General features: G+C 63.1%; 23 protein-coding genes and 1 tRNA gene. 15 read left to right on the top strand and 9 right to left on the bottom strand.

What is annotated here, in order from left to right:
- Nucleotides 1-56 precede the first annotated feature (56 nt).
- Nucleotides 57-995 carry a PRC-barrel domain-containing protein gene (locus MHM97_RS08310; RefSeq protein ID WP_239321736.1) on the top strand — a complete coding sequence of 313 codons (939 nt, stop codon included), beginning with the start codon at nt 57-59 and terminating at the stop codon, nt 993-995.
- 195 nt (nt 996-1190) lie between these two features.
- On the opposite strand, the gene MHM97_RS08305 is transcribed toward MHM97_RS08310, so the two are convergent.
- Nucleotides 1191-1266: transfer RNA gene (locus tag MHM97_RS08305), tRNA-Ile, on the bottom strand.
- Nucleotides 1267-1302: 36 nt separating this feature from the next.
- Complete coding sequence (locus MHM97_RS08300; protein WP_239321734.1) at nt 1303-2232, bottom strand: LysR family transcriptional regulator; 930 nt, start codon at nt 2230-2232, stop codon at nt 1303-1305.
- Nucleotides 2233-2353: 121 nt separating this feature from the next.
- On the opposite strand from MHM97_RS08300, the gene rmmL reads away from it, so the two are divergent.
- From rmmL to rnd, 4 genes are all read left to right on the top strand, one after another.
- A complete protein-coding gene (gene rmmL, locus MHM97_RS08295; protein WP_239321732.1) occupies nt 2354-3322 on the top strand; it encodes a quorum-quenching N-acyl-homoserine lactonase RmmL in 969 nt (322 codons plus the stop codon).
- Between the two features lie 284 nt (nt 3323-3606).
- Entirely contained in the window at nt 3607-4653 is a 1047-nt protein-coding gene (gene purM / locus MHM97_RS08290; RefSeq protein ID WP_239321730.1) for a phosphoribosylformylglycinamidine cyclo-ligase, read from the top strand.
- Complete coding sequence (purN, locus tag MHM97_RS08285) at nt 4650-5255, top strand: phosphoribosylglycinamide formyltransferase (RefSeq protein ID WP_370645699.1); 606 nt, start codon at nt 4650-4652, stop codon at nt 5253-5255. The genes purM and purN overlap by 4 nt, the downstream gene beginning before the upstream one ends.
- A 99-nt stretch (nt 5256-5354) precedes the next feature.
- A complete protein-coding gene (rnd, locus tag MHM97_RS08280) occupies nt 5355-6512 on the top strand; it encodes a ribonuclease D (protein WP_239321728.1) in 1158 nt (385 codons plus the stop codon).
- Nucleotides 6513-6717: 205 nt separating this feature from the next.
- On the opposite strand, the gene MHM97_RS08275 is transcribed toward rnd, so the two are convergent.
- On the bottom strand, nt 6718-7242 hold the full coding sequence (locus MHM97_RS08275) for a hypothetical protein (protein ID WP_239321726.1): 525 nt from the start codon (nt 7240-7242) through the stop codon (nt 6718-6720).
- Between the two features lie 133 nt (nt 7243-7375).
- Between MHM97_RS08275 and MHM97_RS08270 the strand changes: the two genes are divergently transcribed.
- Nucleotides 7376-7786 (top strand): SufE family protein, encoded by a 411-nt coding sequence (locus MHM97_RS08270; RefSeq protein ID WP_239321724.1) that lies wholly within the window; start codon nt 7376-7378, stop codon nt 7784-7786.
- Between the two features lie 55 nt (nt 7787-7841).
- Here MHM97_RS08270 and MHM97_RS08265 read toward each other — a convergent pair whose 3' ends face one another.
- Together MHM97_RS08265 and MHM97_RS08260 are read right to left on the bottom strand one after the other, a co-directional pair.
- Entirely contained in the window at nt 7842-8588 is a 747-nt protein-coding gene (locus MHM97_RS08265; RefSeq protein ID WP_239321722.1) for a DUF1638 domain-containing protein, read from the bottom strand.
- A 1-nt stretch (nt 8589) separates the two neighbouring features.
- The gene (locus tag MHM97_RS08260) at nt 8590-9288 is read right to left on the bottom strand and encodes a corrinoid protein (protein WP_239321720.1); all 699 of its coding nucleotides are present in this window, start codon (nt 9286-9288) and stop codon (nt 8590-8592) included.
- Nucleotides 9289-9508: 220 nt separating this feature from the next.
- Here MHM97_RS08260 and MHM97_RS08255 point away from each other — a divergent pair, with 220 nt between their 5' ends.
- Nucleotides 9509-10588, top strand: coding sequence for a PA0069 family radical SAM protein (locus tag MHM97_RS08255; protein WP_239321718.1), 1080 nt, complete (start codon nt 9509-9511; stop codon nt 10586-10588).
- 67 nt (nt 10589-10655) lie between these two features.
- Here MHM97_RS08255 and bmt read toward each other — a convergent pair whose 3' ends face one another.
- The 3 genes from bmt to MHM97_RS08240 all read right to left on the bottom strand — a co-directional run bounded on the left by bmt (nt 10656) and on the right by MHM97_RS08240 (nt 14090).
- A complete protein-coding gene (gene bmt / locus MHM97_RS08250; RefSeq protein WP_239321716.1) occupies nt 10656-11678 on the bottom strand; it encodes a betaine--homocysteine S-methyltransferase in 1023 nt (340 codons plus the stop codon).
- Nucleotides 11679-11744: 66 nt separating this feature from the next.
- Nucleotides 11745-13652 carry a phosphatidylglycerol lysyltransferase domain-containing protein gene (locus tag MHM97_RS08245; protein ID WP_239321714.1) on the bottom strand — a complete coding sequence of 636 codons (1908 nt, stop codon included), beginning with the start codon at nt 13650-13652 and terminating at the stop codon, nt 11745-11747.
- A gap of 120 nt (nt 13653-13772) precedes the next feature.
- Nucleotides 13773-14090, bottom strand: coding sequence for a DUF1476 domain-containing protein (locus MHM97_RS08240; protein WP_239321712.1), 318 nt, complete (start codon nt 14088-14090; stop codon nt 13773-13775).
- Nucleotides 14091-14546: 456 nt separating this feature from the next.
- On the opposite strand from MHM97_RS08240, the gene purC reads away from it, so the two are divergent.
- The 7 genes from purC to MHM97_RS08205 all read left to right on the top strand — a co-directional run bounded on the left by purC (nt 14547) and on the right by MHM97_RS08205 (nt 23655).
- A complete protein-coding gene (purC, locus tag MHM97_RS08235) occupies nt 14547-15308 on the top strand; it encodes a phosphoribosylaminoimidazolesuccinocarboxamide synthase (RefSeq protein ID WP_239322038.1) in 762 nt (253 codons plus the stop codon).
- Nucleotides 15309-15414: 106 nt separating this feature from the next.
- Nucleotides 15415-15645: a phosphoribosylformylglycinamidine synthase subunit PurS gene (purS, locus tag MHM97_RS08230; protein ID WP_005607046.1), complete on the top strand. Its 231-nt coding sequence runs from the start codon at nt 15415-15417 to the stop codon at nt 15643-15645.
- The gene (gene purQ / locus MHM97_RS08225) at nt 15645-16313 is read left to right on the top strand and encodes a phosphoribosylformylglycinamidine synthase subunit PurQ (protein ID WP_239321710.1); all 669 of its coding nucleotides are present in this window, start codon (nt 15645-15647) and stop codon (nt 16311-16313) included. The genes purS and purQ overlap by 1 nt, the downstream gene beginning before the upstream one ends.
- Nucleotides 16314-16472: 159 nt before the next feature.
- Nucleotides 16473-18152, top strand: a complete 1680-nt coding sequence (locus MHM97_RS08220; protein WP_370645705.1) for a sensor histidine kinase — start codon at nt 16473-16475, stop codon at nt 18150-18152.
- Between the two features lie 24 nt (nt 18153-18176).
- Complete coding sequence (locus tag MHM97_RS08215; protein WP_239321705.1) at nt 18177-19514, top strand: sigma-54-dependent transcriptional regulator; 1338 nt, start codon at nt 18177-18179, stop codon at nt 19512-19514.
- Nucleotides 19514-20203 carry an HAD family hydrolase gene (locus MHM97_RS08210; RefSeq protein ID WP_370645696.1) on the top strand — a complete coding sequence of 230 codons (690 nt, stop codon included), beginning with the start codon at nt 19514-19516 and terminating at the stop codon, nt 20201-20203. The genes MHM97_RS08215 and MHM97_RS08210 overlap by 1 nt, the downstream gene beginning before the upstream one ends.
- Before the next feature lie 596 nt (nt 20204-20799).
- A complete protein-coding gene (locus MHM97_RS08205) occupies nt 20800-23655 on the top strand; it encodes an Rne/Rng family ribonuclease (RefSeq protein ID WP_239321701.1) in 2856 nt (951 codons plus the stop codon).
- 109 nt (nt 23656-23764) lie between these two features.
- Here MHM97_RS08205 and MHM97_RS08200 read toward each other — a convergent pair whose 3' ends face one another.
- On the bottom strand, nt 23765-24001 hold the full coding sequence (locus tag MHM97_RS08200) for a sulfurtransferase TusA family protein (RefSeq protein WP_239321699.1): 237 nt from the start codon (nt 23999-24001) through the stop codon (nt 23765-23767).
- Nucleotides 24002-24095: 94 nt separating this feature from the next.
- On the opposite strand from MHM97_RS08200, the gene MHM97_RS08195 reads away from it, so the two are divergent.
- On the top strand, nt 24096-24848 hold the full coding sequence (locus MHM97_RS08195) for a cytochrome c biogenesis CcdA family protein (protein ID WP_239321697.1): 753 nt from the start codon (nt 24096-24098) through the stop codon (nt 24846-24848).
- Nucleotides 24849-24882 lie beyond the last annotated feature (34 nt).

Raw genomic sequence — 24882 nt, 5'->3', positions numbered from 1 at the left:
TGGTTGGGGGAGTGTCGTCGCGACAGACCACTGCCCAATCAATGAGGAGAGTTCCAATGAAACATCTGTTTATTACCAGCGCCTTGCTGACCGTAACCTCGACCATGGCCGTGGCGGAAACAGGGATGTTCCGCGCGGAGAACGACCCGATGGCAATTCACGCATCCGAGTTCATCGGCCAGCGCATCTACACCAGCAGCGATGCTGTCGAACAGGACAGCTTTGCCGGTATCCAGGACGGCTGGGAGAACATTGGCGAGGTCAATGATATCGTGCTCAGCCGCGACGGGATGATCGACTCGGTGCTGGTGGACATCGGCGGTTTCCTCGGGATCGGCGAGCGTCAGATTGCCGTGGACATGGATGCGCTGAAATGGGTCTCTGACAGTGCCACGGCGGAAGACACCTCGGACTACTTCCTGGTGATGCAGGCCGATATGGCGGACTTCGAGAACGCGCCGGCCTATCACACCGATGCCCGTAGCACTCTGGACCAGGAGGTCGCGCAGGCCGCGGATGCGGTCGAGCAAACCGCCGACGCAACGGGAACGGCCATTGAGAACACCGCCCAGGATCTGCAGTCCGGTGCCGAAACCGCAGCCTCCGAAGTGGGAGAGGCGATTTCTGACACAACCGAGCAGGCACAGGACATGGCCGCCGACACGATGGCGCAGGACGGCGAACCGATATTGCGCGACGAGTATGAACCGGTGGTCGACAAGACCCTGACGGCAGATCTTCTGACCGGTGCCCGGGTTTATGACGCCAAGGACGAGTGGATGGGCGAAGTGTCCGAATTGGTCATGAACGACAAACAGGTCATCACGCATGCCGTTGTTGACGTGGGTGGTTTCCTCGGTATCGGCGAAAAGCCCGTCAAGCTGAGCATCGACGAGGTCCAGGTCATGACCGCAACCGATGGCGATGATGTGCGCGTTTACGTGCCGATGACCGAAGAGAAGCTGAAGTCCATGCCGACCTACGAGGGTAAGTAAGGCCAGCAGGCCCTGACGGATCCCCATCCGTGATGAGGGGCATATAAAACGCGGCCCGCCAGCCTCTGGCGGGCCGCTGACGTTATTGCCTGATGTTGGAACGCATCGGTCTTCCCGCACAGGCAAACGCTGCTGGAGCTACAGGGTGCCGTTTGGGGCTGTTGCAGCGGGGCTGTCGGGGACGTCTCGAAAATCTGGTAGGCCCGGCAGGATTCGAACCTGCAACCAAAGCGTTATGAGCGCTCTGCTCTAACCGTTGAGCTACAGGCCCACCTGGGCAAACTGGTAGGAAATGGCGCGGGAGAGGTCAAGCGGTGATTGCGTGCAGCCGGGCAGGGGGACGATTGTGGCGGATCTCCTGCAAGCGTTCGATCACGCCGTCGATCACCAGATCCCGCCGCCGGTCCAGGCCATGGCGCGAGGGATATACCGCAAACACATCCTTTTCCGGCGCGCTCCAGTGGGGCAGAACCTGTTCGAAGGTGCCGTCCCGAAGCATGTCCTGGACAAAGAACAAGGGCGCTCGGGTATAGCCTGATCCACTGCCGACCGCGCGCATGATCAGGTCCGGGTCATCGGCGGTGAACCCGACCCGGATCGGGGCCAGATGCTCGGTTCCATTGCGAGTCAATGGAAAGAACCCCTTGGTCTGGTCCTCGTGGTGCTGGATGAACTTCAGGTGCTTCAGATCTTCGGGGTCACTGGGCCGGCCTTTCTGGTCCAGATATTCCGGGGTGGCAAAGAGCACGGTTTCCAGGCTTGCGATGCGGCGGCCGACACCATCGGTATCGCCGAGGCGGCCGGTGCGGATCGCCAGATCATAGTTTTCGCGCACCACATCGACCAGCCGGTCCTCGATCCGCATGATGATGTTGAGGTCATCATGCCTGCGATCCAGTTCCAGCAACATGGGGCCGATCACCCCGCGCCCCAGAAAGCTGTTGACGCTGATGCGGAAATCTCCCGACAGGCTGTTGTGCATCTGATCCAGCTCTGCCGCCATGCGGTCAAAGCCGCCCAGAAGATCCTGCGCATGGGCATAGACCAAGGCACCCGAGCGCGTCGCCCGCACACCCTGTGCGGTGCGGTGCAGCAGCTGATGCCCCACCAGCGCTTCGAGCTGCTTGATCTGCTGGCTGACCGCGGACTGCGTCATGTCGCGTCGCTGGGCCGCCCGGTTCAGGCTGCCTTCGTCCAGCGCAACGATGAGGGTCTCGAGAAGTGACAGCCGATCCATGGCCCATCCTATCAGTGGTGCTAATACCCCATATTAGACGGTCCCCGCTATGGGATGCCAGACCAAAGCGATAAGGTCAGTGCAGCCCGTAATTGACGGGCCCAGGATATTGGAGCTTCTTATGACCCTTTCCCGCAGAACTCTGTTGAAAACCCTTGGTTTTGGTGCCGCGTCGCTCTCCCTCCCAGCGTTTGGCCGGCTGGCACAGGCCGCGCCCGCAGGGCCCGCGCCGGTCTTGCACCAGATCAGGCTGGGCGAGATGACGATAACAGCCTTGCTCGACGGGCACCTCGCGGTCCCGGCTGCGGCCTTCACCGGCTATGACGCAGCGCGCGCGGAGGAGACCCTGTCCGGCAGTTTCTATTCCGAAGGCCCGCAGGGTCTGGAAATTCCGGTGAACGGTTATCTGGTGGAGCGCGGCGGTCAGTACACGCTGGTGGACACCGGGACGGCACAGCTGATGGGGCCGGATCTGGGTGGCTTGATGGCGGCGCTGTCGGCTGCGGGTGTCGCCCCGGCGCAGATCTCCACCGTATTGCTGACCCATATGCACCCCGATCACGCCGGCGGCCTGTTGGCTGCGGATGGCAGCGCGGCCTTCCCCAATGCAGAGCTGGTGGTGGCCGAAGCGGAATGGGCGTTCTGGCATGATGACGCGATCATGGCCTCGGTCGACGAGGGCAGCCGTGGGTTCTTTCAGATGGCGCGCAATGCGGTGGCCCCCTATGCGCAGCGGCGCAAGGTCTTTGCCGGCGAAGGCGAGGTGCTGCCGGGCTTTGACGCCATGCCGCTGCCGGGACATACGCCGGGCCATTCGGGCTTCATGCTGGACACGGGCGCGACGCCGCTGCTGATCTGGGGCGATGTGGTGCACAGCACCGCGTTGCAATTCGCCAACCCGGGCTGGACCATTCCCTTCGACGTCGATCAGCCGCTGGCGGCAGAGACCCGCAAGGCGATGTTTGATCGGGCCGCTGCCGATCAGCTGTTGGTGACCGGCATGCACTTGGATTTCCCGGGGCTGGGACGGGTGGAGCGCGACGGTGCGGCCTATGCCTTTGACCAGGCGCCGTGGCAATTCGGGCTGTGATCTAGCGCAGAGCCGGAGGGCCGCCGACGACATCGGGTGGCCTTTCGGCAGCAACCAGCGGCTCGTAAAAGGGGGGGAGGGCACAGGAGCGCCCGACAGTGAGCCCCCCCCGGCCGTCCGGTGATTTTTTGCACAACCTTAGCGCGTTCGACTAAAATCCATCGAAGTATTGGTTCTGTCGGATGCCGCAAGTGACCGTATGCTGGGGGAATTGGCAAGCTGGGGCTTTCCACATCTGACTGAAAGCGGTAAAGGCAGCGCAACCTCACGGAAGGAGCCATGCGATGACCAGCGGCAAGAACGGTTTGACCTATGCGGATGCAGGGGTCGATATTGATGCGGGCAATGAGCTTGTGGACCGGATCAAGCCGGCGGCCAAGCGGACTGCACGTCCGGGTGTGATGAGCGGCCTCGGCGGCTTTGGCGCGCTGTTCGACCTGAAAGCGGCCGGTTACGAGGATCCGATTCTTGTCGGCGCCACCGATGGGGTCGGCACCAAGCTGCGCATCGCCATTGATACCGGTCTGGTGGATGGCGTGGGCATTGACCTCGTGGCCATGTGTGTCAACGATCTGGTCTGTCAGGGCGCAGAACCGCTGTTCTTCCTCGACTACTTTGCCACCGGCAAGCTGGAAACCGATGTCGCGGCGCGAATCATCGAAGGCATCGCCGAGGGCTGCGTGCGCTCTGGCTGTGCGCTGATCGGTGGTGAAACGGCAGAGATGCCGGGCATGTACCCCAAGGGTGATTTTGACCTCGCAGGCTTTGCCGTTGGCGCGATGGAGCGGGGCACCGCACTGCCCGAAGGCGTGAGCGAGGGCGATGTGCTCTTGGGGCTGGCCTCTGATGGTGTGCACTCCAACGGCTACTCGCTGGTGCGCCAGATCGTGAAATATTCGGGCCTTGGCTGGGACGGCGACAACCCGTTCGGCGAAGGCAAACTGGGGGAGGCGTTGCTGACCCCGACGCGTCTTTATGTGAAACAGGCCCTGGCTGCGGTTCGCGCGGGGGGCGTCAATGCATTGGCGCATATCACCGGTGGCGGCCTCACCGAGAACCTGCCGCGCGTCCTGCCCGAGGGGCTGGGTGCTGACATCGACCTTGGTGCGTGGGAGCTTCCGGGCGTCTTCAAGTGGCTGGCGGAAACCGGCGGCATTGAAGAGGGCGAAATGCTCAAGACCTTCAACTGCGGCATCGGCATGATGCTTGTGGTGAAGGCCGACCGCGCCGATGCGCTGACCGCGGTGCTGGAGGGCGAAGGCGAAACTGTCGCGCGTCTCGGTACGGTGACAGCCGGGGAGGGCATCCGCTATACAGGCGGGCTGCTGTGAGCGACAAGAAACGCGTCGCCATTCTGGTTTCCGGCGGGGGCTCCAATATGGTGTCCCTCGTCGACAGCATGCTGAATGACGCCGATCATCCGGGCCAGCCTTGTCTGGTGCTGTCCAACAACGCCGATGCCGGGGGGCTGACCAAGGCCGCCGCGCGCGGCGTTGCGACGGCTGTTGTGGATCATCGCCCCTTTGGCAAGGATCGCGAGGCGTTTGAGGTCGAGCTGGTAAAGCCTCTCCTCGAGGCGCGCGCCGATGTGGTCTGTCTCGCGGGTTTCATGCGGGTACTGACCGCCGGGTTTGTGCGCCAGTTCGAGGGGCGGATGCTGAATATCCACCCGTCTCTCCTGCCCAAGTATAAGGGCCTGCATACCCATGCCCGGGCGCTGGAGGCCGGCGATGAGCGGCACGGCTGCACCGTGCATGAGGTGACGCCGCTCCTGGATGACGGGCCGATTTTGGGCCAGGCGGAGGTGCCGGTTCTGCCCGATGACACGCCGGACGATCTGGCCGCGCGCGTATTGGTGCAGGAACATCGCCTCTATCCGGCCGTGCTTGCGCGCTATTTGCGCGGCGAGCACGACATTCTGCGTCTGAACTGACCTGCGCCCTTTCTTGCCGTTAGAGGGTTTGCAACCCGCTTGCACTCGTCGTATCAACGGGGAACCGAGCGGCAGAAACCCTTAATAAAGACCCATTTGATGAAAACTCTGACCACCACCGACGAACTGCGCGCCTTTTGTGAAGAGGCCGCGAAATATCCTTATGTGACGGTGGATACCGAGTTCCTGCGAGAGCGCACCTATTATTCCAAGCTCTGCCTGATCCAGATCGCCTATCGCGGTGATGGTGAAACGGATGCGGTTCTGGTCGATCCGCTTGCCGGGGATCTGTCGCTGGAGCCCTTGTATGAGCTCTTTCGCAACGAGGATGTGGTCAAGGTTTTCCACGCCGCACGTCAGGATCTGGAGATCTTCTGGGTGGATGCGGCCGTCTTTCCCAAACCGCTGTTCGACACGCAGGTCGCCGCCATGGTCTGCGGCTTTGGCGAGCAGGTGGGCTATGAGACGCTGGTGCGCAAGATCTGCAAGCAAGGCCTTGATAAGACGTCGCGTTTTACCGACTGGTCGCGTCGCCCGCTGAGTGATGCGCAAAAGACCTATGCGCTGGCGGATGTCACCCATCTGCGCCAGATCTATGAACACCTGCGCAAAGAACTGGACAAGACCGGGCGCAGCCATTGGGTCGCCGAAGAGTTGCAGGTTCTGACCGATCCCGCGACCTATGATATCCAGCCGCGCGAGGCCTGGCGCCGGGTCAAGACCCGCACCAATTCTGGTAAGTTTCTTGCTGTGGTGCGTGAGCTCGCGGCCTTTCGCGAGGAATACGCCCAGACCAACAATGTGCCCCGCAACCGGGTCTACAAGGATGACGCGCTTGTGGAGCTCGCGTCCACCAAACCGCGCACGCCGTCCGATCTGGGCGGCTCTCGCCTGTTGCTGCGCGAGGCGCGCAAAGGCGCCATTGCCGAGGGCATCCTCAAGGCGGTGGAGCGTGGCGTGAACTGCCCGCAGGACGAGATGCCGCAGCCGGATCGCTCGCGCGAAAAGATGCAGATCAACGGCGCGCTGGCCGATCTGCTGCGGGTGCTGCTGAAGGCCAAGACCGAAACCGCCGGTGTCGCCGCAAAACTGATCGCGCCCTCCGCCGATCTGGATGCCATCGCCGCAGGAGAGCGGGATGTTCCGGCCCTCAAAGGCTGGCGGCACGAGGTCTTTGGCGCTGATGCCATGCGCCTGTGCAATGGCGAGGTGGCGCTGGCGGCAAAGGGGCAGGTCGTAAAGGTCGTCGACCTCTGAAAGACCAAATCCAAACCGATGATAAAACACGCTTTCGCCCTGCGGGAGCGTGTTTTGCGTTGGGGGCAGGCGGTCGTCGATCAGCCGCGCCGTCAGAGCAGGAGTGCAGGGGCGGGCCGAAACCTAAGCCCCTGATACGAAAGGGATCTGTGTCTTAAGGCGGCGATGGGATATGCGCCCGGGGATGGGACCCTGCCGACCCGGCTCAGCGGCGGCTTTCGCGGGCGTTTTCCTTGCCGACGACACGGATGGTCCGCACTCCGGCCAGATCCTGGTTCGACAGGCTGACGGCGGCACGAATGGTGCGTGTTGCCTCGGTGCCGCGATAGGTGGCGCTCTTGGGATAGGTCACGCGGAAGGTGTACTCCAGCCGCCCGGCCTCCTGGATCTCCGACGGCACCAGCTCTGCCTTGTAGGCACCGTTGCGCGCGGCTTCGCCTTCGACTGTCAGGATCGCGCCGACAGAGGTGCGTTCGATCCGCATGTCCTTGATCCGCGCGATGGGCAGGCTGTTGTCCACTTGCTCCGCATCCTTGCGCGAACCGATCAGGTTCACCCGGTCCTCCTCCTGCGGGATCAGCGGGTTCAGGTTTTCGTCGGCTGTGGCCTCGACGCGGCTGTCGCGCGATTGTCCAAACCAGTTGCCGGGGTTGATGCGCGAGTCGCGCCAGCCGCCGCAGGACGACAGGACCAGAGTGCCAACCAAAAGGGCGCCGATTGTGATACGCATGAATACCTGCCGCAGTCAGAGTTACTTGCAAAACTGACTACCCGATTGAAGCGGCGTTGAAAAGCGGTTGAAAAGACCCCTGCGCTGGCCTAGGTCCGATCTGTTGCCACCTGACAGTAGGATGAGGTTTGACATGGCCAGTGCCGCCTTCGAGGAGATCGTCGAGGATTTTGAATTCTTTGAAGATTGGGAGGATCGCTATCGCCATGTGATCGAACAGGGCAAGGCGATGCCGCCCCTGGACGACGCCCTGAAGGTGCCCGCGACCAAGGTGGATGGCTGCGCCAGTCAGGTCTGGCTGCATTCGCAGATCGAGAATGGTGTCTTTCACTTTGACGGCGACAGCGACGCGATGATCGTCAAGGGGCTGATTGCGGTGCTGCGCAAGCTCTACAACGGATTGACCCTGCAAGAGGTGCTCGCGGTCGACGCGCGGGCCGAGATGGAACGGCTCGGGCTCAACGATCACCTGTCGGCACAGCGCTCGAACGGATTGCGCGCCATGATCGAACGCATTCGCGATACGGCCGCCGCGCAGGTCTGAGGCAGGTCTGAGAGAGCGGCGGCGTCAGCCGGTGCGGGGGCTGTGATCGCTGATCCTAGCCGGAGGCACCGGACGTCGGCGCTGCGCCCCAGTCTTTGAGCGTTGTTTCCAGATCGCCATAGCCGGTGTGACGATGGACGAAGTCCAGACCCATGCGGCGGGCGCATTCCTGTGCTTTTGCCACAAGGGCCGGATCGTTGACCTGGGATTGGTAGATCAGCGTCGTGTAATTGCCAAAAATCATGTCGCGCAGCTCCGGGTTCTTGTCGAGACCCATGGGGCGCCAGACGAAGGCATCGAATTGCTTGACCAGAAAATCGGTCAGGTAAAAGGCCGTGATCTCGCCCGCCTCGGCCTGTTCTTCAAAGCGGGCGTTGCCCTCGAAGAAGGCGTAGCAATGCGGGCCGGGGACCATCTCCACCCCCAGGTGTTCGCATTTGGCCTGCAGTTGGCCGCCCGTGCCGCAGTCGGCGTAGACGACATAGATTTGGTCGTAGGTCGCGCGGTGTTTTTCGACCGCGGCTTCGACATGGGTGATGATCTGGTCGGGATAAAGATGCAGTTTTGCCGGCAGGCAGGTCAGATCCATATGGTCAAGACCATTGGCACGCGTGATGTCGAGGATCTCGCGGGCGAGGGCGCCACAGGCGATCAGCAGGATGCGCCCGGTCTTGCGCTCCGGTGCTGCCAGCCCGTTCTCTGTCAGGCTTGTGTCCTCAAGAGAGGTGCCGCTCGGCAGGGGGAGGGCGGCCCGCTGTGAAAGCCGGGCCGCCCGGCCGCGTCGCTGGGACGCGGCAGCCATATCAGGCGTTCATGGCGTTGTGCTTGCGCGCCACATATTCCTTGGCGGTTTCCACCGCGACAGCCGCATCGCGGCAATAGGCGTCCGCGCCGATCGCCTTGCCGAATTCCTCGTTCAGCGGTGCGCCACCGACCAGCACGATGTAGTCGTCGCGCTTGCCCTGTTCGACCATGGTGTCGATCACCACCTTCATGTAGGGCATGGTGGTGGTCAGCAGGGCGGACATGCCGAGGATGTCGGGCTGATGCTCTTCAAGTGCTTCCAGGTAGTTCTCGACCGGGTTGTTGATGCCGATGTCGACCACCTCGAAACCCGCGCCTTCCATCATCATCGACACGAGGTTCTTGCCGATGTCGTGGATGTCGCCCTTGACGGTGCCGATCACCATGGAGCCCATGCGCGGCGCGCCGGTTTCCGCCAGCAGCGGCTTCAGGATCTGCATGCCGCCCTTCATGGCGTTGGCAGCCAGCAGCACCTCGGGCACAAACAGGATGCCGTCGCGGAAGTCTGCGCCAACGATGGTCATGCCGCCGACCAGCGCTTCGGTCAGGATCTTGTAGGGCGCCCAGCCGCGCTCCAGCAGGATATTGACCCCTTCTTCGATCTCTTCCTTGAGACCGTCGTAGAGGTCGTCGAACATTTGTTGGACCAGTTCCTCGTCATCGAGGTCTGCGAGGATGATGTCTTCTTCGTCTGACATATCTGGATTCCTTAGCTGGCGGGCGTACCCGGTTTGGCCGTTATTCTATCTTTTTGTGACAGAAACGACGGGGTGAACTGTTTTGATTGCGACATAGCCGCGTTACGAACCGACCTCTGGTGATGAAACCACCGCAGTCATGCTGCTGTTGCAGGTTGATTTTGTATTCTTTTCCGCAAGTGTTCTTTATTTGTTCCGCATGGCGTGTCATAGTCCCACTATGCATGGAAATGGTTCTCAAATCCTCAAATGTCGTAAATCTCGCGGTGCGCTCAGCAATGCGTCAGGACGCTTTGATCTGCAGCGCGAAGAGGTGGATGATGGGTGGAATCAGGATGTGCCGGAGCGGTCGGTCGCGACAGAGATTCGCCAGGAGATGGCGCGGAGCCTGATCTCCTACAACCGGTCGCCGGATCTGCCGTTCGACCGCTCGATCAATCCCTACAGGGGATGTGAACACGGCTGCATCTATTGTTTTGCGCGTCCGAGCCACGCCTACCTCGGCCTGTCGCCGGGGCTGGATTTCGAAACCAGGCTGGTGGCGCGTCCAAATGCGCCGGATCTGTTGCGCAAGGAGCTCTCTGCACCGGGGTACAAGGTCGCGCCGATCGCCATCGGCACCAACACCGACCCCTATCAGCCCTGCGAGCGCGATCATGCGTTGATGCGCGCCTGCCTGGAGGTGTTGCAAGAGTTTCGCCACCCGGTCGCGATCGTGACTAAGGGGACCCTGATCGAACGCGATCTGGACATCCTGTCCGATATGGCGGCGCAGGGTCTGGTGCGGGTCGGCGTGTCGGTGACCACGCTGGATGCGGATCTGGCGCGCCGGATGGAGCCGCGTGTCCCGGCGCCCGTGCGCCGGCTGGCCACGATCAAACGGCTGAGCAGCGCCGGCATTCCGGTGCGCATCATGACCTCGCCGCTGGTTCCGGGGCTGACCGATCACGAGTTGGAAGCCTTGCTTGCGGCCGGGGTCGATGCGGGCGCGGATGCCGCCAGCTGGATCATGCTGCGCCTGCCGCGCGAGGTTTCGGGCCTGTGGCAGGATTGGTTGCACGCCCATGTCCCGAACCGGGCGGAGAAAGTGATGGCGCGCCTGCGCGAAATGCATGGTGGGCGGGACTATGATCCGCGCTGGGGGCAGCGGATGCGCGGCGAAGGGCACTACGCCGAGATGATTGCTCGCCGGTTCAAACTGGCCTGCACCCGGCTGGGGCTGTCAGAGAAGGCCCCGCCGCTGCGATGCGACCTGTTTGCCCGTCCCGCGCAACCCGGCGACCAGCTCAGCCTGTTCTGAAACGGAAAAGACCGGGCAGAGGCCCGGTCTTTGCAGGTTTGTTAGGGCATGGCGTCGATGCGTCGGCTTAGCCGCGGCGACGGCCCCGGCGGCTGCGGCGCTCTGAGCCGGTATTGGCGCCGTCTTCGGTGCCATCATTGGTCGAGGTGAACGGGCCGAGAACGTCGACAATCTGCTCCAGCGTCGGACGGTCGCCGCGCGGACGGGTGTCGAGCGCCTCGCGCATGCTGCGCAGGTGCTCCGGCATGGTGCCGCAGCATCCGCCGATGATCTTGGCACCGGCATCCCGGGCGAGGACCGCATATTCGCCCATCAGTTCCGGCGTGCCGTCGTAGTGGATATGGCCGTCCACGTATTTCGGAATGCCCGCGTTGCCTTTGGAGATGATCGGCCGCTCGGTGCCCTGCGCGGCAAAGCCAAGGACGGTGCGCAGGATGTCGGACGCGCCGGTGCCGCAATTGGCACCAAAGGCCAGCGGCGGCACGTCGTATCCTTCGACCAGTTTGGCCAGGTCGGCGGAGGTGACGCCCATCATGGTGCGCCCGGCGGTGTCAAAGCTCATGGTGCCGCACCAGGGCATGTCGGCCAGTTTGAAGGCCTCGGCGGCGGCGGCAAATTCCTCCGGTGCGGAGATGGTCTCCAGCCAGAGCACGTCGACGCCGCCTTCCTTGAGCGCATCGGCCTGTTCGTGAAACATCTCGACCGCCACGGCATGGCTCATCTCGCCCACCGGTTGCATGATCTCGCCGGTGGGGCCGACAGAGCCGGCCACGGCGATCTTGCGGCTGGCGGTATCGGCCACCTCGCGTCCCAGTTCGGCGGCGATGCGGTTCAATTCGCGCACCCGGTTCTGCGCGTCATGCAGCTTCAGCCGCGCGGCGGTGCCGCCGAAGCTGTTGGTCAGGAACAGGTCGCTGCCCGCATCAACCGCACCGCGGTAAAGCGCCTTGATCTTGTCCGGCGCATCGGTGTTCCAGAGTTCCGGGGCATCCCCGGACTGCAGACCCATGTTGAACAGATTGGTCCCGGTGGCGCCATCCGCCAGCAGCACGTCGCGGCTCTGCAATAGATCGAGGAAACTGTTGCTCATCTTGGTATCCACTTGCCAGGTCTGCGTCAGCGGCGGGATGTGCCACCGACAGGATGGGTCCGTCTGTCACGCAGAGCGTTTCATCGCAACTGCATTTTCTTCAACATCAACATGAGGCGGATGCGAGGACTGGGGAGGCGTCTGCCATGTGATCTCGGGGCGCGCGGGACGGTGAACCATGCGGATCATCTCCGCCAGGGACAGGGCCATCTGCGGCCAGCTGGGGGCGACGACATAGCGGTTCTCCCAGCGCGGCACAAAGCTGGCCTTGAACCGCCGCAATCCACACTCCTCTTGGCGTGCAAATCGGTGTGCGGGGACCGCGGCCAGCGACAGGCGGGCGACCTCGGCCTCGCGCGCGGCCTCGATGGCGCTGTGCACCAGCGCGTGACAGGTGCCATCCGGAGCGCCGGGCAAATGCCGCACCAGATCCAGACACCATTCATCGGCGGCGCGATGGAAGGTGACGAAACCGATCAGCCGGTCATCCAGCCAGGCGAGAAAGACCATCTGTATGGCGACGTAGCCAGGTTCGAACTGACCCATCGTGGTGCCGCGCGGGCGACCGTGGTGTTGGGTCCAGGCGGCGTCCACCGCCGCCATATCGGCAAGCGGCAGGTTGCTCCACGCCGGTGTGACGGTCACCCCGGCCTTGCTGGCGTGGCGCAGTTTGCGGCGCAATTGCCGAAAGCCGGCCCCGGTCGGGGTGAATTCCGCAGGGCAGAGGATCGCATCCTGCGCCACCCGGAGCGTTTTCCACCCCTGGCGGCGGGCGCTGATCGCCATGCGCGCGCTGCATTTGTAAAAACAGGCCGCGGCATTGCGGGCGCGGGCGTGGCGGCGCAGGGCATCGGGGATTTCACCATGGCGCCCGCTCAGCGGGTCAAACAGCACCGCGGAGATCTGCGGCGTGTCCAGCATGGCCACCTGGTTGAGGCCAAAGGCCATGACATGGCCGCCGTTTTGCAGGATCACGGCGGTTTCGGCCTGCGGGCGGACAAAGGGTTGGCTGGCGGCGGGGCGAACATCCGACCCCAGCAGATCCGTGTCCGTGACGGCTGGCGCCGGCAGGGCGCGCCCGATCAGCCCGGGCCAGAGCAACACGACACCGGTCACAAGCAGCGGCAGACCGTAGTAGACAGCGCGGAAGGCAAGCAGCCCGGCCATCAGCGCAGCCGGATCGGACGCGGGCAGCAGGGACAACATGGCCAGTTCCAGCGGGCCGGCACCGCCGGGCGACGAGGAGATGATCGCCAGACCCAAGGCCACGAAATAGGCGGGCAGCAGGGCGCCGAGTGCAATTCCGCTGCCCTCTGGCAGCAGCAGCCACAAGGCGATGCCGGCGCAGGTCACATCCATCAGGGTCCAGAGGCCAAGCGCCAGGATGGCCTGTAGCGACGGCAGCCGCAGCTTCAGACCGCGCAGGCGCCATTCCGGGTGCAGGAAGCACAGCACGCAGCAAAGGATGGCCAGCACCAGAATGCCAAGCCCCACCGCCCGCAACGCCAGTGTGGCGCCGATCAACAGCAGGGTCAGCCCGCAGATCACCGCCAGGGCGGTCATGAAGGTGATGCCGACAAACCCGGTGATCTGTGCAGACTGCAGGGGCGACAGGCGCGGCAGCAGGCGCCAGCGGGCAAAGGACCCCGACAGCAGACCAAACCCCACCGCCTGCGAAAAGGCGATGGCCGCCATGCCTGCGCGGCGCGCCAGCGGGTCGGGCGTCCCGCTGCCCAGATGCCGATGGGCCACGGCATCATACCGACCCAGCGCCCAGAAGCTCAGCCCGGTGGCGACCATGGCGCCGATCCAGTTGGCGACAGGCACCTGCCGCGCCATCGACAGCAGATCCGGCAGCGCCGGCAGATCGGTATGGTCGGCCAGCGTCAGCAGGCAGGTGGCCATGATGACAAGCGTGGCGATCACGCGCAAAGCGTTTGCAAAGATCTGTTTGCGCGTGGAGCGTGGTGTCATCTTGGGCATCCGCCATGCTTGAAGCGTGCAGACCGTGCGCCAAAAACAAGCGGAGCGCGGTCGACACGAGGTCACTATCAGACGGATGTGCCGGGTATTTCCGGTCGGCAGCCGTCGGGATCAGGAGGTCTGAGCGGAGATTTCTTCCACCGCCTGACGCATGCAGTCCGCCATCTTGTCGCGGATCACGTCACGTGTGACCCGGCCATCCAGATCGCGGGCCAATTTGTCCAGCACATCGCTGTCGCCGGGCAATTCCAGGTCCGCCAGGATGACGGTCTGCGCATAGGCTTCTGCCGCCTCGTCTCGGTGCCCCAACAGATCTGCGGCCCAAAAGCCCAGCAGCTTGTTGCGGCGCGCTTCTGCCTTGAACCTCAGTTCGGCGTCATGCGCGAATTTGTTTTCGAATGCCTTCTCGCGGTCATCAAAGGTCGTCACGTCGGCTCCTCCCTCCCAAAGTGGTGATGCGGTCGATCCTGCGGGTCGGGGCCGTGCCGCTGCCGGACTTGCCCCGGAGGTCCATGGTAGCACATCGCACCGCATTCCGATTTCACAATCTGTGTCAGGGTGCGGCGTGCCATTCTGTGCACTGAAACCGCGGTCCCCGGGTCCCACCACGGGAGGCCGGACATCCGTGGACGTCCGTATTCGATTAACACCCAAACTAACGCCCGTTCTTGAACAAAGCGTCAACGCGAAGGGCGCAACAGGGCGCGAAATGGCGCAGAGGTGCGGAATTGCGTATATTTAACGCAACGTCAGATCCGCAGCCGCCCTTTGCCCTACGGGCAGGCGGGTGGGATCGGCGCCACGCTTGCGGGACCGTCCCCCTTGCACTATGAGAGCGCTACGGATCGGGGCAGATTCCCGGTGGTCCATACCGAAAGGCTCTCCATGGCGCGGCGCAAGAAGATTTACGAAGGCAAGGCAAAAACCCTCTATGAAGGTCCCGAACCGGGCACCATCGTCCAGTACTTCAAGGATGACGCCACGGCCTTCAACGCCGAAAAGCACGACGTGATCGAGGGCAAGGGTGTCCTGAACAACATCCTGAGCGAGTTCTTCATGCTGGGTCTGGGCCAGATCGGCGTGCCGACGCATTTCCTGAAACGCCTCAACATGCGCGAACAGCTGGTGCGCTCCTGCGAGATCATCCCGCTGGAGGTGATCGTGCGCAACTATGCGGCCGGATCGCTGTGCAAACGGCTTGGTCTTGAGGAAGGTGCGCAGCTGCCGCGTCCGATCGTGGAATATTGCTACAAGGACGATGCGCTTGGGGATCCGCTGGTCACGGAAGAGCATATCGCGGCCTTTGGCTGGGCCAGCCAGCAGGACATGGACGACATCCTGAGCCTGGCGCTGCGTGTCAATGATTTCATGTCCGGTGTGATGCTGGCCGTCGGCATTCGCCTCGTCGACTTCAAGATCGAGATCGGCCGCATCTATGACGGCGATTTCCAGCGCCTGGTGATCGCCGATGAGATCAGCCCCGACAGCTGCCGCCTGTGGGACATCAAAACCGGCCAGAAGCTCGACAAGGACGTGTTCCGCCGCGACCTTGGCAGCCTCACGGATGCCTATACTGAGGTCGCCCGCCGTCTGGGTGTCATGCCGAACAATCCGCCAGCGCCGGGCAAGCCCCAGCTGGTGAACTGAGAAATTTCGCCCGCAAGGTCTGCTCCGCCGGTCTTGCGGGTTTTTCAATAGCGCAACAGGGCAGGGCGCTGATGCTCCCGCCCGCAGGAACTTGAGGAAAGACGCGATGAAAGCACGGGTGCATGTGATGCTGAAGAACGGGGTTCTCGATCCGCAAGGAGAGGCCGTTCGTCACGCGCTTGGCGCGCTTGGCTTTGACAAGGTCGAAGGCGTGCGTCAGGGCAAGGTCATCGATCTGGAATTGGCCGAGGGTGCCACCGAGGCCGATGTGACCGAGATGTGCGAAAAGCTGCTCGCCAACACCGTGATCGAATCCTACAGCGTCGAGATCCAGTGATGAAAGCTGCCGTCGTCGTTTTCCCCGGTTCCAACTGCGACCGTGACCTTGCCGTGGCCTTTGAACAGGCCGGTTTCGACGTCTCCATGGTGTGGCACAAGGACAGCCAGCTGCCCCAAGGGGTGGACATCGTTGGCGTTCCCGGTGGCTTTTCCTATGGGGACTACCTGCGCTGCGGTGCGATCGCGGCACAGTCTCCGATCTGCAAGGCGGTGGTCGATCACGCCGAACGCGGCGGTTATGCGCTGGGTGTCTGCAACGGCTTCCAGATCCTGACCGAGACGGGCGTGCTGCCGGGCGCGCTGTTGCGCAATGCGGGACTGAAGTACATTTGCAAGACCGTGGACCTGACCGTCGCGACCTCTGACAGTGCCTTCACCCAAGGCTACAATGCCGGTGATGTGATCGGCGTGCCGATCGCGCATCACGACGGCAACTACTACGCCGATGAGGCCACCGTGCAGGCGCTCAAGGATCAGGACCGCATCGCCTTTACCTATGTGGACAATCCCAACGGCTCTGTCGCCGATATTGCGGGTATCCTGTCGGAAAACCGCCGTGTGCTTGGCATGATGCCCCACCCGGAACGGGCGGCGGATGAAGGCCATGGCGGCACCGATGGTGCGGCGATGTTCCGCGCATTGTCCGGTCTTCTGACGGACGCCTGACTTGAGCCTTCGGGGCGGTAAACCTACTGTTACGTCATGACTGCCCCCGAAGAGCCCACTGAACAGAAGACGCGGGCGCCCTCCGAGCGCCCTGCCAAGCGTCATGTGTCGCGCTCACGCACCATTTCGTGGCGCGTGCGCGTGGCGCTGGTTGTGTTCATGGCGATTGCCGGGGGCACGGTCTGGTTCACCAATACCACCCTGACCCACAGCTTTACCGAGGCCACCCGCAACCGTGCCGAATTGCGGCTTGCACTCTATTCCGGCAACCTCGTCAGCGAATTGCGCCGCCATGCGATCGTGCCGCAGCTGTTGTCGCGCGATCAGGCCCTGATCTCCGCCCTGCAAAGCCAGGATTTCTCGCTGTCCACGCAACGCTTGATCTCCTTTGTCGAGGAGATCGGCGCGGCGTCGATCACGCTGATGGATCGGGACGGGCGCACGGTGGCAGCCACGGATCGCATTCGTCTCGGCGAGGTCTATCGCAACGCGCCCTATTTCGTCGAAGCGATCCGTTCGAACTCCACGGTGTTTTCGGTGATCCCGCGCGAGGTGCGGGGCTATCTGTTCACCTACTCGCGCCGTCTTGTCGACAGCAGTGGCACGCTGGGTGTCATCATGGTCGAGGTCGACCTGCAGAAGTTCGAGCGCGCCTGGGCGGGGATTTCCGATGCGGTGATGGTCGCCGACAGCACCGGCACCGTGGTACTCGCCACCGAGGCGCGCTGGCGGGGCCTGTCCGAGGCTGAGGCGCTAAAGGAACAAACCCCCGAAGGCGCGATCCAGCGGGCGATCCGGGCCACTGCGGATTGGACCGCGCTGCCGACGGATGTCTACCTGCAGGGCGAGGCGGTGATGCGGCTGGAGACGCGGGTGCCGTTTCAGGGCTGGCGCATGATGTCCTACACCACCTATGATTCGATCCGGGAGCAGGTGAATGCCGTCATTGCCCTCGAAATCATGGGCTTCGCGATCCTGCTGGCGCTGGCCTTCTACGCGCTGAGCCGCAAGACCGCGCTCAGGATGGCATTGTTCCAGCGCGAGTCGGCGGAGCTTCGCGTGTTGAACACCCGGCTCCAGCGGGAAATCGCCGAACGCGAACGGGTGCAGGAGACACTTGCGGTGGCTGAACAGAGCCTTGCGCAAAGCTCCAAACTGGCCGCCCTGGGCGAGATGTCCGCTGCTGTCAGCCATGAACTCAACCAGCCGCTGGCGGCTATGAAAACCTACCTCGCCGGGGCGCGGCTGCTGTTGCAGCGCAACCGCCCGGACGAGGCGCTGTCCTCCTTTGGCCGCATCGACGACCTGATCGAGCGGATGGGCGCGATCACCCGGCAGCTTAAATCCTATGCGCGCAAGGGCGGGGATGCGTTCAGCCCTGTAAACATGGGCGATGCGTTGGCGTCCTCGCTGTCGATGATGGAGCCGCAACTGCGTCAGCGCCATGTGAAAATTACCCGTATACTTCCGGAACAGCCGGTCTATGTCATGGCGGACCGGATGCGGCTGGAACAGGTGATGGTGAACCTCTTGCGCAATGCGCTGGATGCCACCAAATCCGTCGATGAACCCGAGGTGGAGATTATCCTTGCCGCAGGGGAAACCGCGACACTGACCGTGCGGGATAACGGCGACGGCATTCAGGACTTCGACAGCCTGTTCGAACCGTTCTATACAACCAAGCAACCCGGCGACGGCGTTGGTCTTGGGCTTGCTATCTCCTCGGGGATCGTGAACGACCTTGGCGGTCGCCTCACGGCCCGCAATTCCGAGGCGGGCGGCGCGGTGTTTGAAATGCAACTGCCGATCCTTGTGGACGGCATCGAGGCCGCCGAGTAGGCGGCACGACCTGGAGGGCAACTTATGGCACAGGCCATGAAAATTGCGATTGTGGATGACGAGCAGGACATGCGTCAGTCGATCAGCCAGTGGCTGGCACTGTCTGGCTATGACACTGAAACCTTTGCCAGCGCCGAGGACGCGCTGAAGCAGCTGGGGCCGGATTATCCCGGTATCGTGATCTCCGACATCAAGATGCCCGGCATGGACGGGATGCAGTTCCTGAAGAAACTGATGGGATCGGACAGCTCCCTGCCGGTGATCATGATTACCGGCCACGGCGATGTGCCGATGGCGGTCGAGGCGATGCGCGTCGGCGCCTTCGATTTTCTCGAAAAACCCTTCAACCCGGATCGCATGTCGGAGCTGGCCAAGCGCGCAACCGGCGCGCGCCGTCTGACGCTCGACACCCGCGCATTGCGCCGCGAACTCTCCGACGGCGGCCAGATCATGAAGAAACTCATCGGCACCAGCCCGGTGATGGACCGTCTGCGCGAGGATATCCTCGATCTGGGCCAGGCCGACGGCCATGTGCTGATCGACGGCGAGACCGGCACCGGCAAGACCTTGGTGGCCCATGCGCTGCATGCGGTGGGCAGCCGCGCGGGCAAGAAATTCGTGCTGGTGTCCTGTGCCGCGCTGGAAGAAGACGCGCTCGCCAAACGTCTGTTCGGCCCGATGCAGCCCGAAGACAGCATGCTCCCGGCCGTGGAAGAGGCCCGCGGTGGCACGCTGGTGCTGGAGGATGTCGAGGCGCTAAGCGAAGCGCTGCAAGCCAAGCTGTTGAACTTCATCAACGAGCAGGGGATTCCGGGCGAGACGCGCATCATCGCGATCTCCAACCTGCAGGAGGCGGGCAAGACCTCCGAGGATGTGCTGCGTGCCGATCTCTTTTATCGTCTGGCCGCACTGCGGATCACCGTGCCGCCACTGCGCCAGCGTGGCGAGGATATCCTGACGCTGTTCACCCGCCTGTCCGAGCAATTCTCCGAGGAATACGGCTGCGACGCGCCACAGGTGACCGCGCAGGAGGCCGCGCAGCTGTTGCAGGCGCCCTGGCCGGGCAATGTGCGCCAGCTGATCAATGTGGCGGAACGGGCGGTGCTGCAATCGCGGCGCGGCTCCGGCACCATTGCCTCGCTGTTGATGAGCGACCACGAAGACATGCAACCGGTGATGACGACCGAGGGCAAGCCGCTCAAGGAATATGTCGAAGCGTTCGAACGGATGCTGATCGACAACACCATGCGCCGTCACAAGGGCTCTATTGCGTCGGTGATGGACGAGCTGTGCCTGCCGCGCCGGACGTTGAACGAAAAGATGGCGAAATACGGCCTGCAACGCTCCGACTATCTGGGCTGATGCCGGCGGCGTATCTCTTTGATATGGATGGGCTGCTCCTGGATACGGAGCAGCTCACCCTGGATGCGTTCCTCGATTGCGGGCCGGAATTCGACCTCGATCCGCATGAGATGCAGAGATTTTTCATGGGGCTGATCGGCACGGCCAAGGCGCAGGGCGAGCAGATGGTGCGTGAGTTCATCGGTCCCGAACGCGATTTCGAGGCGCTCGATCAGGCCTGGCAGCATCACAGCCAGAAACGCCTTGCGACCGGGATACCCATCAAGCCGACAGTCGCCGATACCCTTGCGGCCCTGCATGCGGACGGCCACGCCATGGCGGTTGTGACCTCGACCTTGGGCGACAAGGCGCGTCATCACCTGGACCGTGCGGGGCTGTTGCCCTGTTTTCGTGCGGTGATCGGCGGCGATGAGGTTCCGGCCAACAAGCCCGATCCGGCCCCTTATGTGCAAGGGGCCGAGCGGCTGGGGGCGGCACCGGGGGATTGTGCGGCCTTTGAGGATAGCGACCTTGGCATCACCGCGGCGGCGCGGGCCGGGTGTTTCGCCGTGCAGATCCCGGACCTGCGGCCCGTATCGCGGGCCTTTCCCGCGGTGGGGCAGCGCTTTGCGCCGACGCTGAAGGAGGCGGTGGCCACCGCACAGGCGCATTTTCAGCAGACGCGCCGTACGGTCAGCCCGGCAGAGTGATGCCTGTTTGCGGGCTTTTCGCGCCAAAATGTCGGATTGGGCGCGCCTGTTAATCTTGCCTTGGATATTTGCGGGCATGACTGGAAAATATCGTTCGCGACGGCCCCGGCGCAGAATGACCATTGTCATTACCTATCCACAGGCCTTATGCTGACTATACGAACACTGCATCTGACGGTGTTCCCACATGAGATTTTCTGTCCTCATGTCCGACCGGCCAAAGCCGGGGCAGGGGTGACAGACCAGATCGTCTCGCAGATTGCGAGGCAGAAGAGTGCCTGCTTTGACGCGGCCGTACCTCGGTCAGATCAAAGAGGAAATAACGGGCAGGGATCGGGATACTCCCACCTGTCGGAGAAGAACCGCGATGACGCGCGCGAGACTATTGAGCACAGAGACAGGTTTTCCGCACTTATGCCGGAAATCCCTTTTGTGCACTCCCTGGTCCGCCACGCAGTCGAAAATCGCCCTGACAAGACACCACCCACAACATGCACGTCCACCCGGACCCGGCGCGGGATCAGGGGCAATCGCCCCGCGTCCCATGCGCCCCGACCGGCGGCGGCCTGTGCTGGCATGGTGCAATCCAAGGACTAATGGCGAAGAAAATGCTGATCGACGCCACCCACGCGGAAGAAACCCGCGTCGTGGTGGTGGATGGAAACAAAGTTGAGGAATTTGACTTTGAGTCTGAAAACAAACGCCAGCTTGCTGGCAATATCTACCTCGCAAAGGTAACCCGCGTCGAACCGTCGTTGCAGGCGGCATTTGTGGACTATGGCGGCAACCGCCACGGTTTCCTTGCGTTTTCCGAAATTCACCCGGACTACTACCAAATCCCCGTTGCGGACCGTGAGGCCCTGATGGAGGAGGAGCGCGCCTATGCCGAGGCACAGCGCGCACGGGACGAGGAAGACGAAGACCCCAAGCCCAAGAAACGCACCCGCTCGCGCAGCAAGACCCGCGCCGAGAAGGCCAAGACGTCGGATGCGGTGGAAACCAAGGACGTCGCCGCCGCCAATGGCGAAATCTCCGGCATGGAGACCATCGACCTGACCGAGGAAGAGGTCGATCTTGCCGAGGTGCCGGAAGCGACCTCGCCGATGGAAACCGTCGCCGAAACCCCCGTGGAGGAGCCCAAGGGGGACGACAGCGCCGAGACCGCCCCGGCGGCCGAGGCTGACGTCGATGATGCCGCTGACGAAGGCGTATCCGCAGAGGCCGCGCCCGCTGAGGACGTCCAGGATGACGACACGGCGCCGGCGGCCAGGGACGACGCGACCGAGGACAAAGCCTCTGACGCGGCCGACAGGGATGACAGCATCGAGTCGGTGGCCGACGACGATGACCAGGAAGACATTCGCCCGCCGCGCAAGCCGCGCCCGAAGCGCTACAAGATCCAGGAAGTCATCAAGGTGCGTCAGGTCCTGCTGGTGCAGGTCGTCAAGGAAGAGCGCGGCAACAAGGGGGCGGCGCTGACCACCTATTTGTCGCTGGCCGGTCGCTATTGCGTGCTGATGCCCAACACCGCGCGCGGTGGCGGCATTTCCCGCAAGATCACCAATGCGGCGGACCGCAAGAAGCTGAAGGACATCGCGGCGGAACTGGACGTGCCGACCGGCGCGGGCCTCATCGTGCGCACCGCCGGGGCAAAACGCACCAAGGCGGAGATCAAGCGCGACTATGAATACCTGCAGCGTATGTGGGAGCAGATCCGCGAACTGACGCTGAAATCCATCGCACCGGCGAAGATCTACGAAGAAGGCGACCTGATCAAACGCTCGATCCGCGATCTGTATAACCGCGAGATCGACGAGGTTCTGGTCGAGGGCGAACGCGGCTACCGCATCGCCAAGGACTTCATGAAGATGATCATGCCGTCCCACGCCAAGAACGTGAAAAACTACCAGGATCAGCTGCCGCTCTTTGCGCGCTATCAGGTGGAGAGCTACCTCGGCGGCATGTTCAATCCGACCGTGCAGCTGAAATCCGGTGGCTATATCGTGATCGGCGTGACCGAAGCGCTGGTGGCGATCGACGTGAACTCGGGCCGGGCGACCAAGGAAGCCTCGATCGAGGAAACCGCGCTCAAGACCAACCTGGAGGCCGCCGAAGAGGTGGCGCGCCAGCTGCGTCTGCGCGACCTTGCCGGTCTGATCGTCATCGACTTTATCGACATGGACGAGCGCAAGAACAACGCCGCCGTCGAGAAGAAGCTGAAAGACAAGCTGAAGACCGACCGTGCCCGCATTCAGGTCGGCCGTATCTCCGGCTTTGGTTTGCTGGAAATGTCGCGTCAGCGTCTGCGCCCCGGCATGATCGAGGCAACCACCGCGCCGTGCCCGCATTGCCATGGCACTGGCCTGATCCGCTCGGATGACAGCATGGCGCTGTCGATCCTGCGCCAGATCGAGGAAGAGGGCACCCGCCGTCGCTCTCGCGAGGTGCTGGTGAAATGCCCGGTGGACATCGCCAACTACCTGATGAACCAGAAGCGCGAGCATATCGCGCAGATCGAGGCGCGCTATGGTCTGTCGGTGCGTATCGAAGGCGATGTGACGCTGGTCAGCCCCGATTTCTCGCTTGAGAAGTTCAAGACCGCCTCGCGCGCCATTCCTGCGGTGACCAGCCCGGTGGTGTCGGTCGACGCCTCCATCATGGATCAGATCGACGCGGTGGAAGAGGTTGCCGAAGCGGTCGTCGAGGAGGCTCCGGCCCCCGTTGAGGCCGAGGAGACCGAAGGCGAAAGCAAACCCAAGCGCAAGCGTCGTCGCCGTCGCCGCAAGAAGTCCGGCAATGGTGAGAACGGTCAGGACAACGGTGGCAATACCGCGTCCGAGGCTGCGGCACCTGAGGAGACCAAAGAGGCCGAGACCGCTCAGGACGCAGAGGCGAAAACTGACGCCAGCGCAGAGCCCGCAGCGGAGGCTGAGGGCGACGCCGAGGCGGAGCCTAAGAAGAAGAGAACCCGGACCCGGACCCGCAGCCGCTCGCGCAAAAAGGCGGATACGGAGCAGGTGACAGAGGCGGAAACCCCCGCCGAAAGCGACGCATCCGAAGCGGCTGAAGCGGGTGCAGAACCCGCCGCGGTCGAGGCCGCTGCCGATGTGGTCACGGAGGCCGCCGACGTGGATGCGCCGGAAGCCGATACCCCCGAGGCAGCCCCCGCACCGGCGGCGGAAGATGCCGCGCCCGTCGTCGCTGAGGCAGAGGCTGACACGCCTCAGCCAGAAGCGGAACAGGCGGCGTCTGAACCCGAGACGACCGGCGAGGAGGCTCCTGCTGCGGCGCAACCGACGGAAGACGCCCCTGTTGAGGCACCTGTCGAAGAGGCCCCGACCGAGGAGAGCGCGCCAGAGCCCGAACCCGAGCCGGAGCTTGTGACAGCGGAGTCCGAGCCGGAACAGCCTGCAAAGCCCAAGCGGCGCGGCTGGTGGTCGGTCGGTCGCTAAGACCAGAGGACAAAACACAAAAGGCGGCCCTCAGCGGGTCGCCTTTTTCATTTCAGGGGGGGCATACAGCGGCGCGGACAGGGATCTGCGGCAGCGGGACTGGCCCGTGTCAGTCTGCGCCCTTGCGGATCAGATAGATCTGGTGCGCGCCGGCGTCTTCCATGCCCAGAAACCCATGCCCGGCCTCGGTGCAGAAATGCGGCACATCGACGATCGCCGCCGGATCATCGGCCAGAATGCGCAAGACACCCCCCTTTGCCAGGGGCTCCAGGCGTTTGCGGGCTTTTAAAACGGGCAGCGGGCAGAGGAGGCCGATGGCGTCCAGCGTGGCGTCAAAATCTGTCATGCCTTCCGAGATAAGCCGCGTGTTACAGCCTGTCCACAAGGATGTGACAAGCCGTGCAGGTGACGCCGCGAATGGCTTCGACTATGCAGGCGCTATGTTTGGAATCGAGATCATCGACGCGAGCCTTCTGCCCGCCATGTTCGTGGCCCTTGTCGGGGGCATCATCAGCTTTCTGAGCCCCTGCGTGCTGCCGATAGTGCCGCCCTATCTGGCCTATATGAGCGGTGTCACCATCGGCGAGATCCAGGGCACGGCGGCGGCGCGGCGCAAGGCGATTCTGGCGGCGGTGTTCTTTGTCATGGGGCTGTCGACGGTGTTCCTGCTCCTGGGCTTCACGGCCTCTGCGTTTGGGGCATTTGTGCTGCAAAATCAGGAGCTTTTCGCCAAAGCCTCGGGCGTCGTTGTGATCGTGTTCGGGCTGCATTTCCTGTCGGTGTTCCGTATCCCGCTCCTGGATCGTGAGGCCCGGATGGAGACCGGGGAATCCGGCGGTTCGGCGCTTGGTGCCTATGTTCTGGGGCTGGCTTTTGCCTTTGGCTGGACGCCCTGTATCGGCCCGCAACTTGGCGCGATCCTGTCGCTGGCGGCCTCCGAGGCCTCGGTCAGCCGGGGGACGATCCTGCTCGGCGTCTATGCGTTGGGGCTTGGGGTGCCGTTTCTGCTGGCTGCGGTATTCCTCAACCGCTCCATGGTGCTGATGAACCGGATCAAACGTCACATGGGATTGATCGAGAAACTGATGGGCGGGTTGCTGTTGTTTGTTGGATTTATGCTGGTGACGGGATTGTTCACCAGCTTCTCGTTCTGGCTGCTGGAAACCTTCCCCGCGCTTGCCACGCTCGGCTGATCCGCTGCACGCACCGTCTTACGCTGCGCGTAAA

The organism is Epibacterium sp. Ofav1-8, assembly GCF_022348185.1.
GTDB lineage: Bacteria > Pseudomonadota > Alphaproteobacteria > Rhodobacterales > Rhodobacteraceae > Epibacterium.
This window is presented reverse-complemented; position numbering and strand designations above follow the sequence as displayed.

Excerpts from the sequence above, each read along its gene's own strand:
- MHM97_RS08205 (WP_239321701.1), top strand. The coding sequence starts at position 20,800 with ATGGCGAAGAAAATGCTGATCGACGCCACCCACGCGGAAGAAACCCGC.
- rmmL (WP_239321732.1), top strand. The coding sequence starts at position 2,354 with ATGACCCTTTCCCGCAGAACTCTGTTGAAAACCCTTGGTTTTGGTGCC.
- purM (WP_239321730.1), top strand. The coding sequence starts at position 3,607 with ATGACCAGCGGCAAGAACGGTTTGACCTATGCGGATGCAGGGGTCGAT.
- MHM97_RS08195 (WP_239321697.1), top strand. The coding sequence starts at position 24,096 with ATGTTTGGAATCGAGATCATCGACGCGAGCCTTCTGCCCGCCATGTTC.
- MHM97_RS08245 (WP_239321714.1), bottom strand. The coding sequence starts at position 13,652 with ATGACACCACGCTCCACGCGCAAACAGATCTTTGCAAACGCTTTGCGC.
- purQ (WP_239321710.1), top strand. The coding sequence starts at position 15,645 with ATGAAAGCTGCCGTCGTCGTTTTCCCCGGTTCCAACTGCGACCGTGAC.
- MHM97_RS08215 (WP_239321705.1), top strand. The coding sequence starts at position 18,177 with ATGGCACAGGCCATGAAAATTGCGATTGTGGATGACGAGCAGGACATG.
- bmt (WP_239321716.1), bottom strand. The coding sequence starts at position 11,678 with ATGAGCAACAGTTTCCTCGATCTATTGCAGAGCCGCGACGTGCTGCTG.
- MHM97_RS08275 (WP_239321726.1), bottom strand. The coding sequence starts at position 7,242 with ATGCGTATCACAATCGGCGCCCTTTTGGTTGGCACTCTGGTCCTGTCG.
- MHM97_RS08255 (WP_239321718.1), top strand. The coding sequence starts at position 9,509 with ATGCATGGAAATGGTTCTCAAATCCTCAAATGTCGTAAATCTCGCGGT.
- purS (WP_005607046.1), top strand. The coding sequence starts at position 15,415 with ATGAAAGCACGGGTGCATGTGATGCTGAAGAACGGGGTTCTCGATCCG.
- MHM97_RS08210 (WP_370645696.1), top strand. The coding sequence starts at position 19,514 with ATGCCGGCGGCGTATCTCTTTGATATGGATGGGCTGCTCCTGGATACG.
- MHM97_RS08270 (WP_239321724.1), top strand. The coding sequence starts at position 7,376 with ATGGCCAGTGCCGCCTTCGAGGAGATCGTCGAGGATTTTGAATTCTTT.
- MHM97_RS08265 (WP_239321722.1), bottom strand. The coding sequence starts at position 8,588 with ATGGCTGCCGCGTCCCAGCGACGCGGCCGGGCGGCCCGGCTTTCACAG.
- MHM97_RS08260 (WP_239321720.1), bottom strand. The coding sequence starts at position 9,288 with ATGTCAGACGAAGAAGACATCATCCTCGCAGACCTCGATGACGAGGAA.
- MHM97_RS08310 (WP_239321736.1), top strand. The coding sequence starts at position 57 with ATGAAACATCTGTTTATTACCAGCGCCTTGCTGACCGTAACCTCGACC.
- MHM97_RS08220 (WP_370645705.1), top strand. The coding sequence starts at position 16,473 with ATGGCGATTGCCGGGGGCACGGTCTGGTTCACCAATACCACCCTGACC.
- purC (WP_239322038.1), top strand. The coding sequence starts at position 14,547 with ATGGCGCGGCGCAAGAAGATTTACGAAGGCAAGGCAAAAACCCTCTAT.
- MHM97_RS08200 (WP_239321699.1), bottom strand. The coding sequence starts at position 24,001 with ATGACAGATTTTGACGCCACGCTGGACGCCATCGGCCTCCTCTGCCCG.
- MHM97_RS08300 (WP_239321734.1), bottom strand. The coding sequence starts at position 2,232 with ATGGATCGGCTGTCACTTCTCGAGACCCTCATCGTTGCGCTGGACGAA.
- rnd (WP_239321728.1), top strand. The coding sequence starts at position 5,355 with ATGAAAACTCTGACCACCACCGACGAACTGCGCGCCTTTTGTGAAGAG.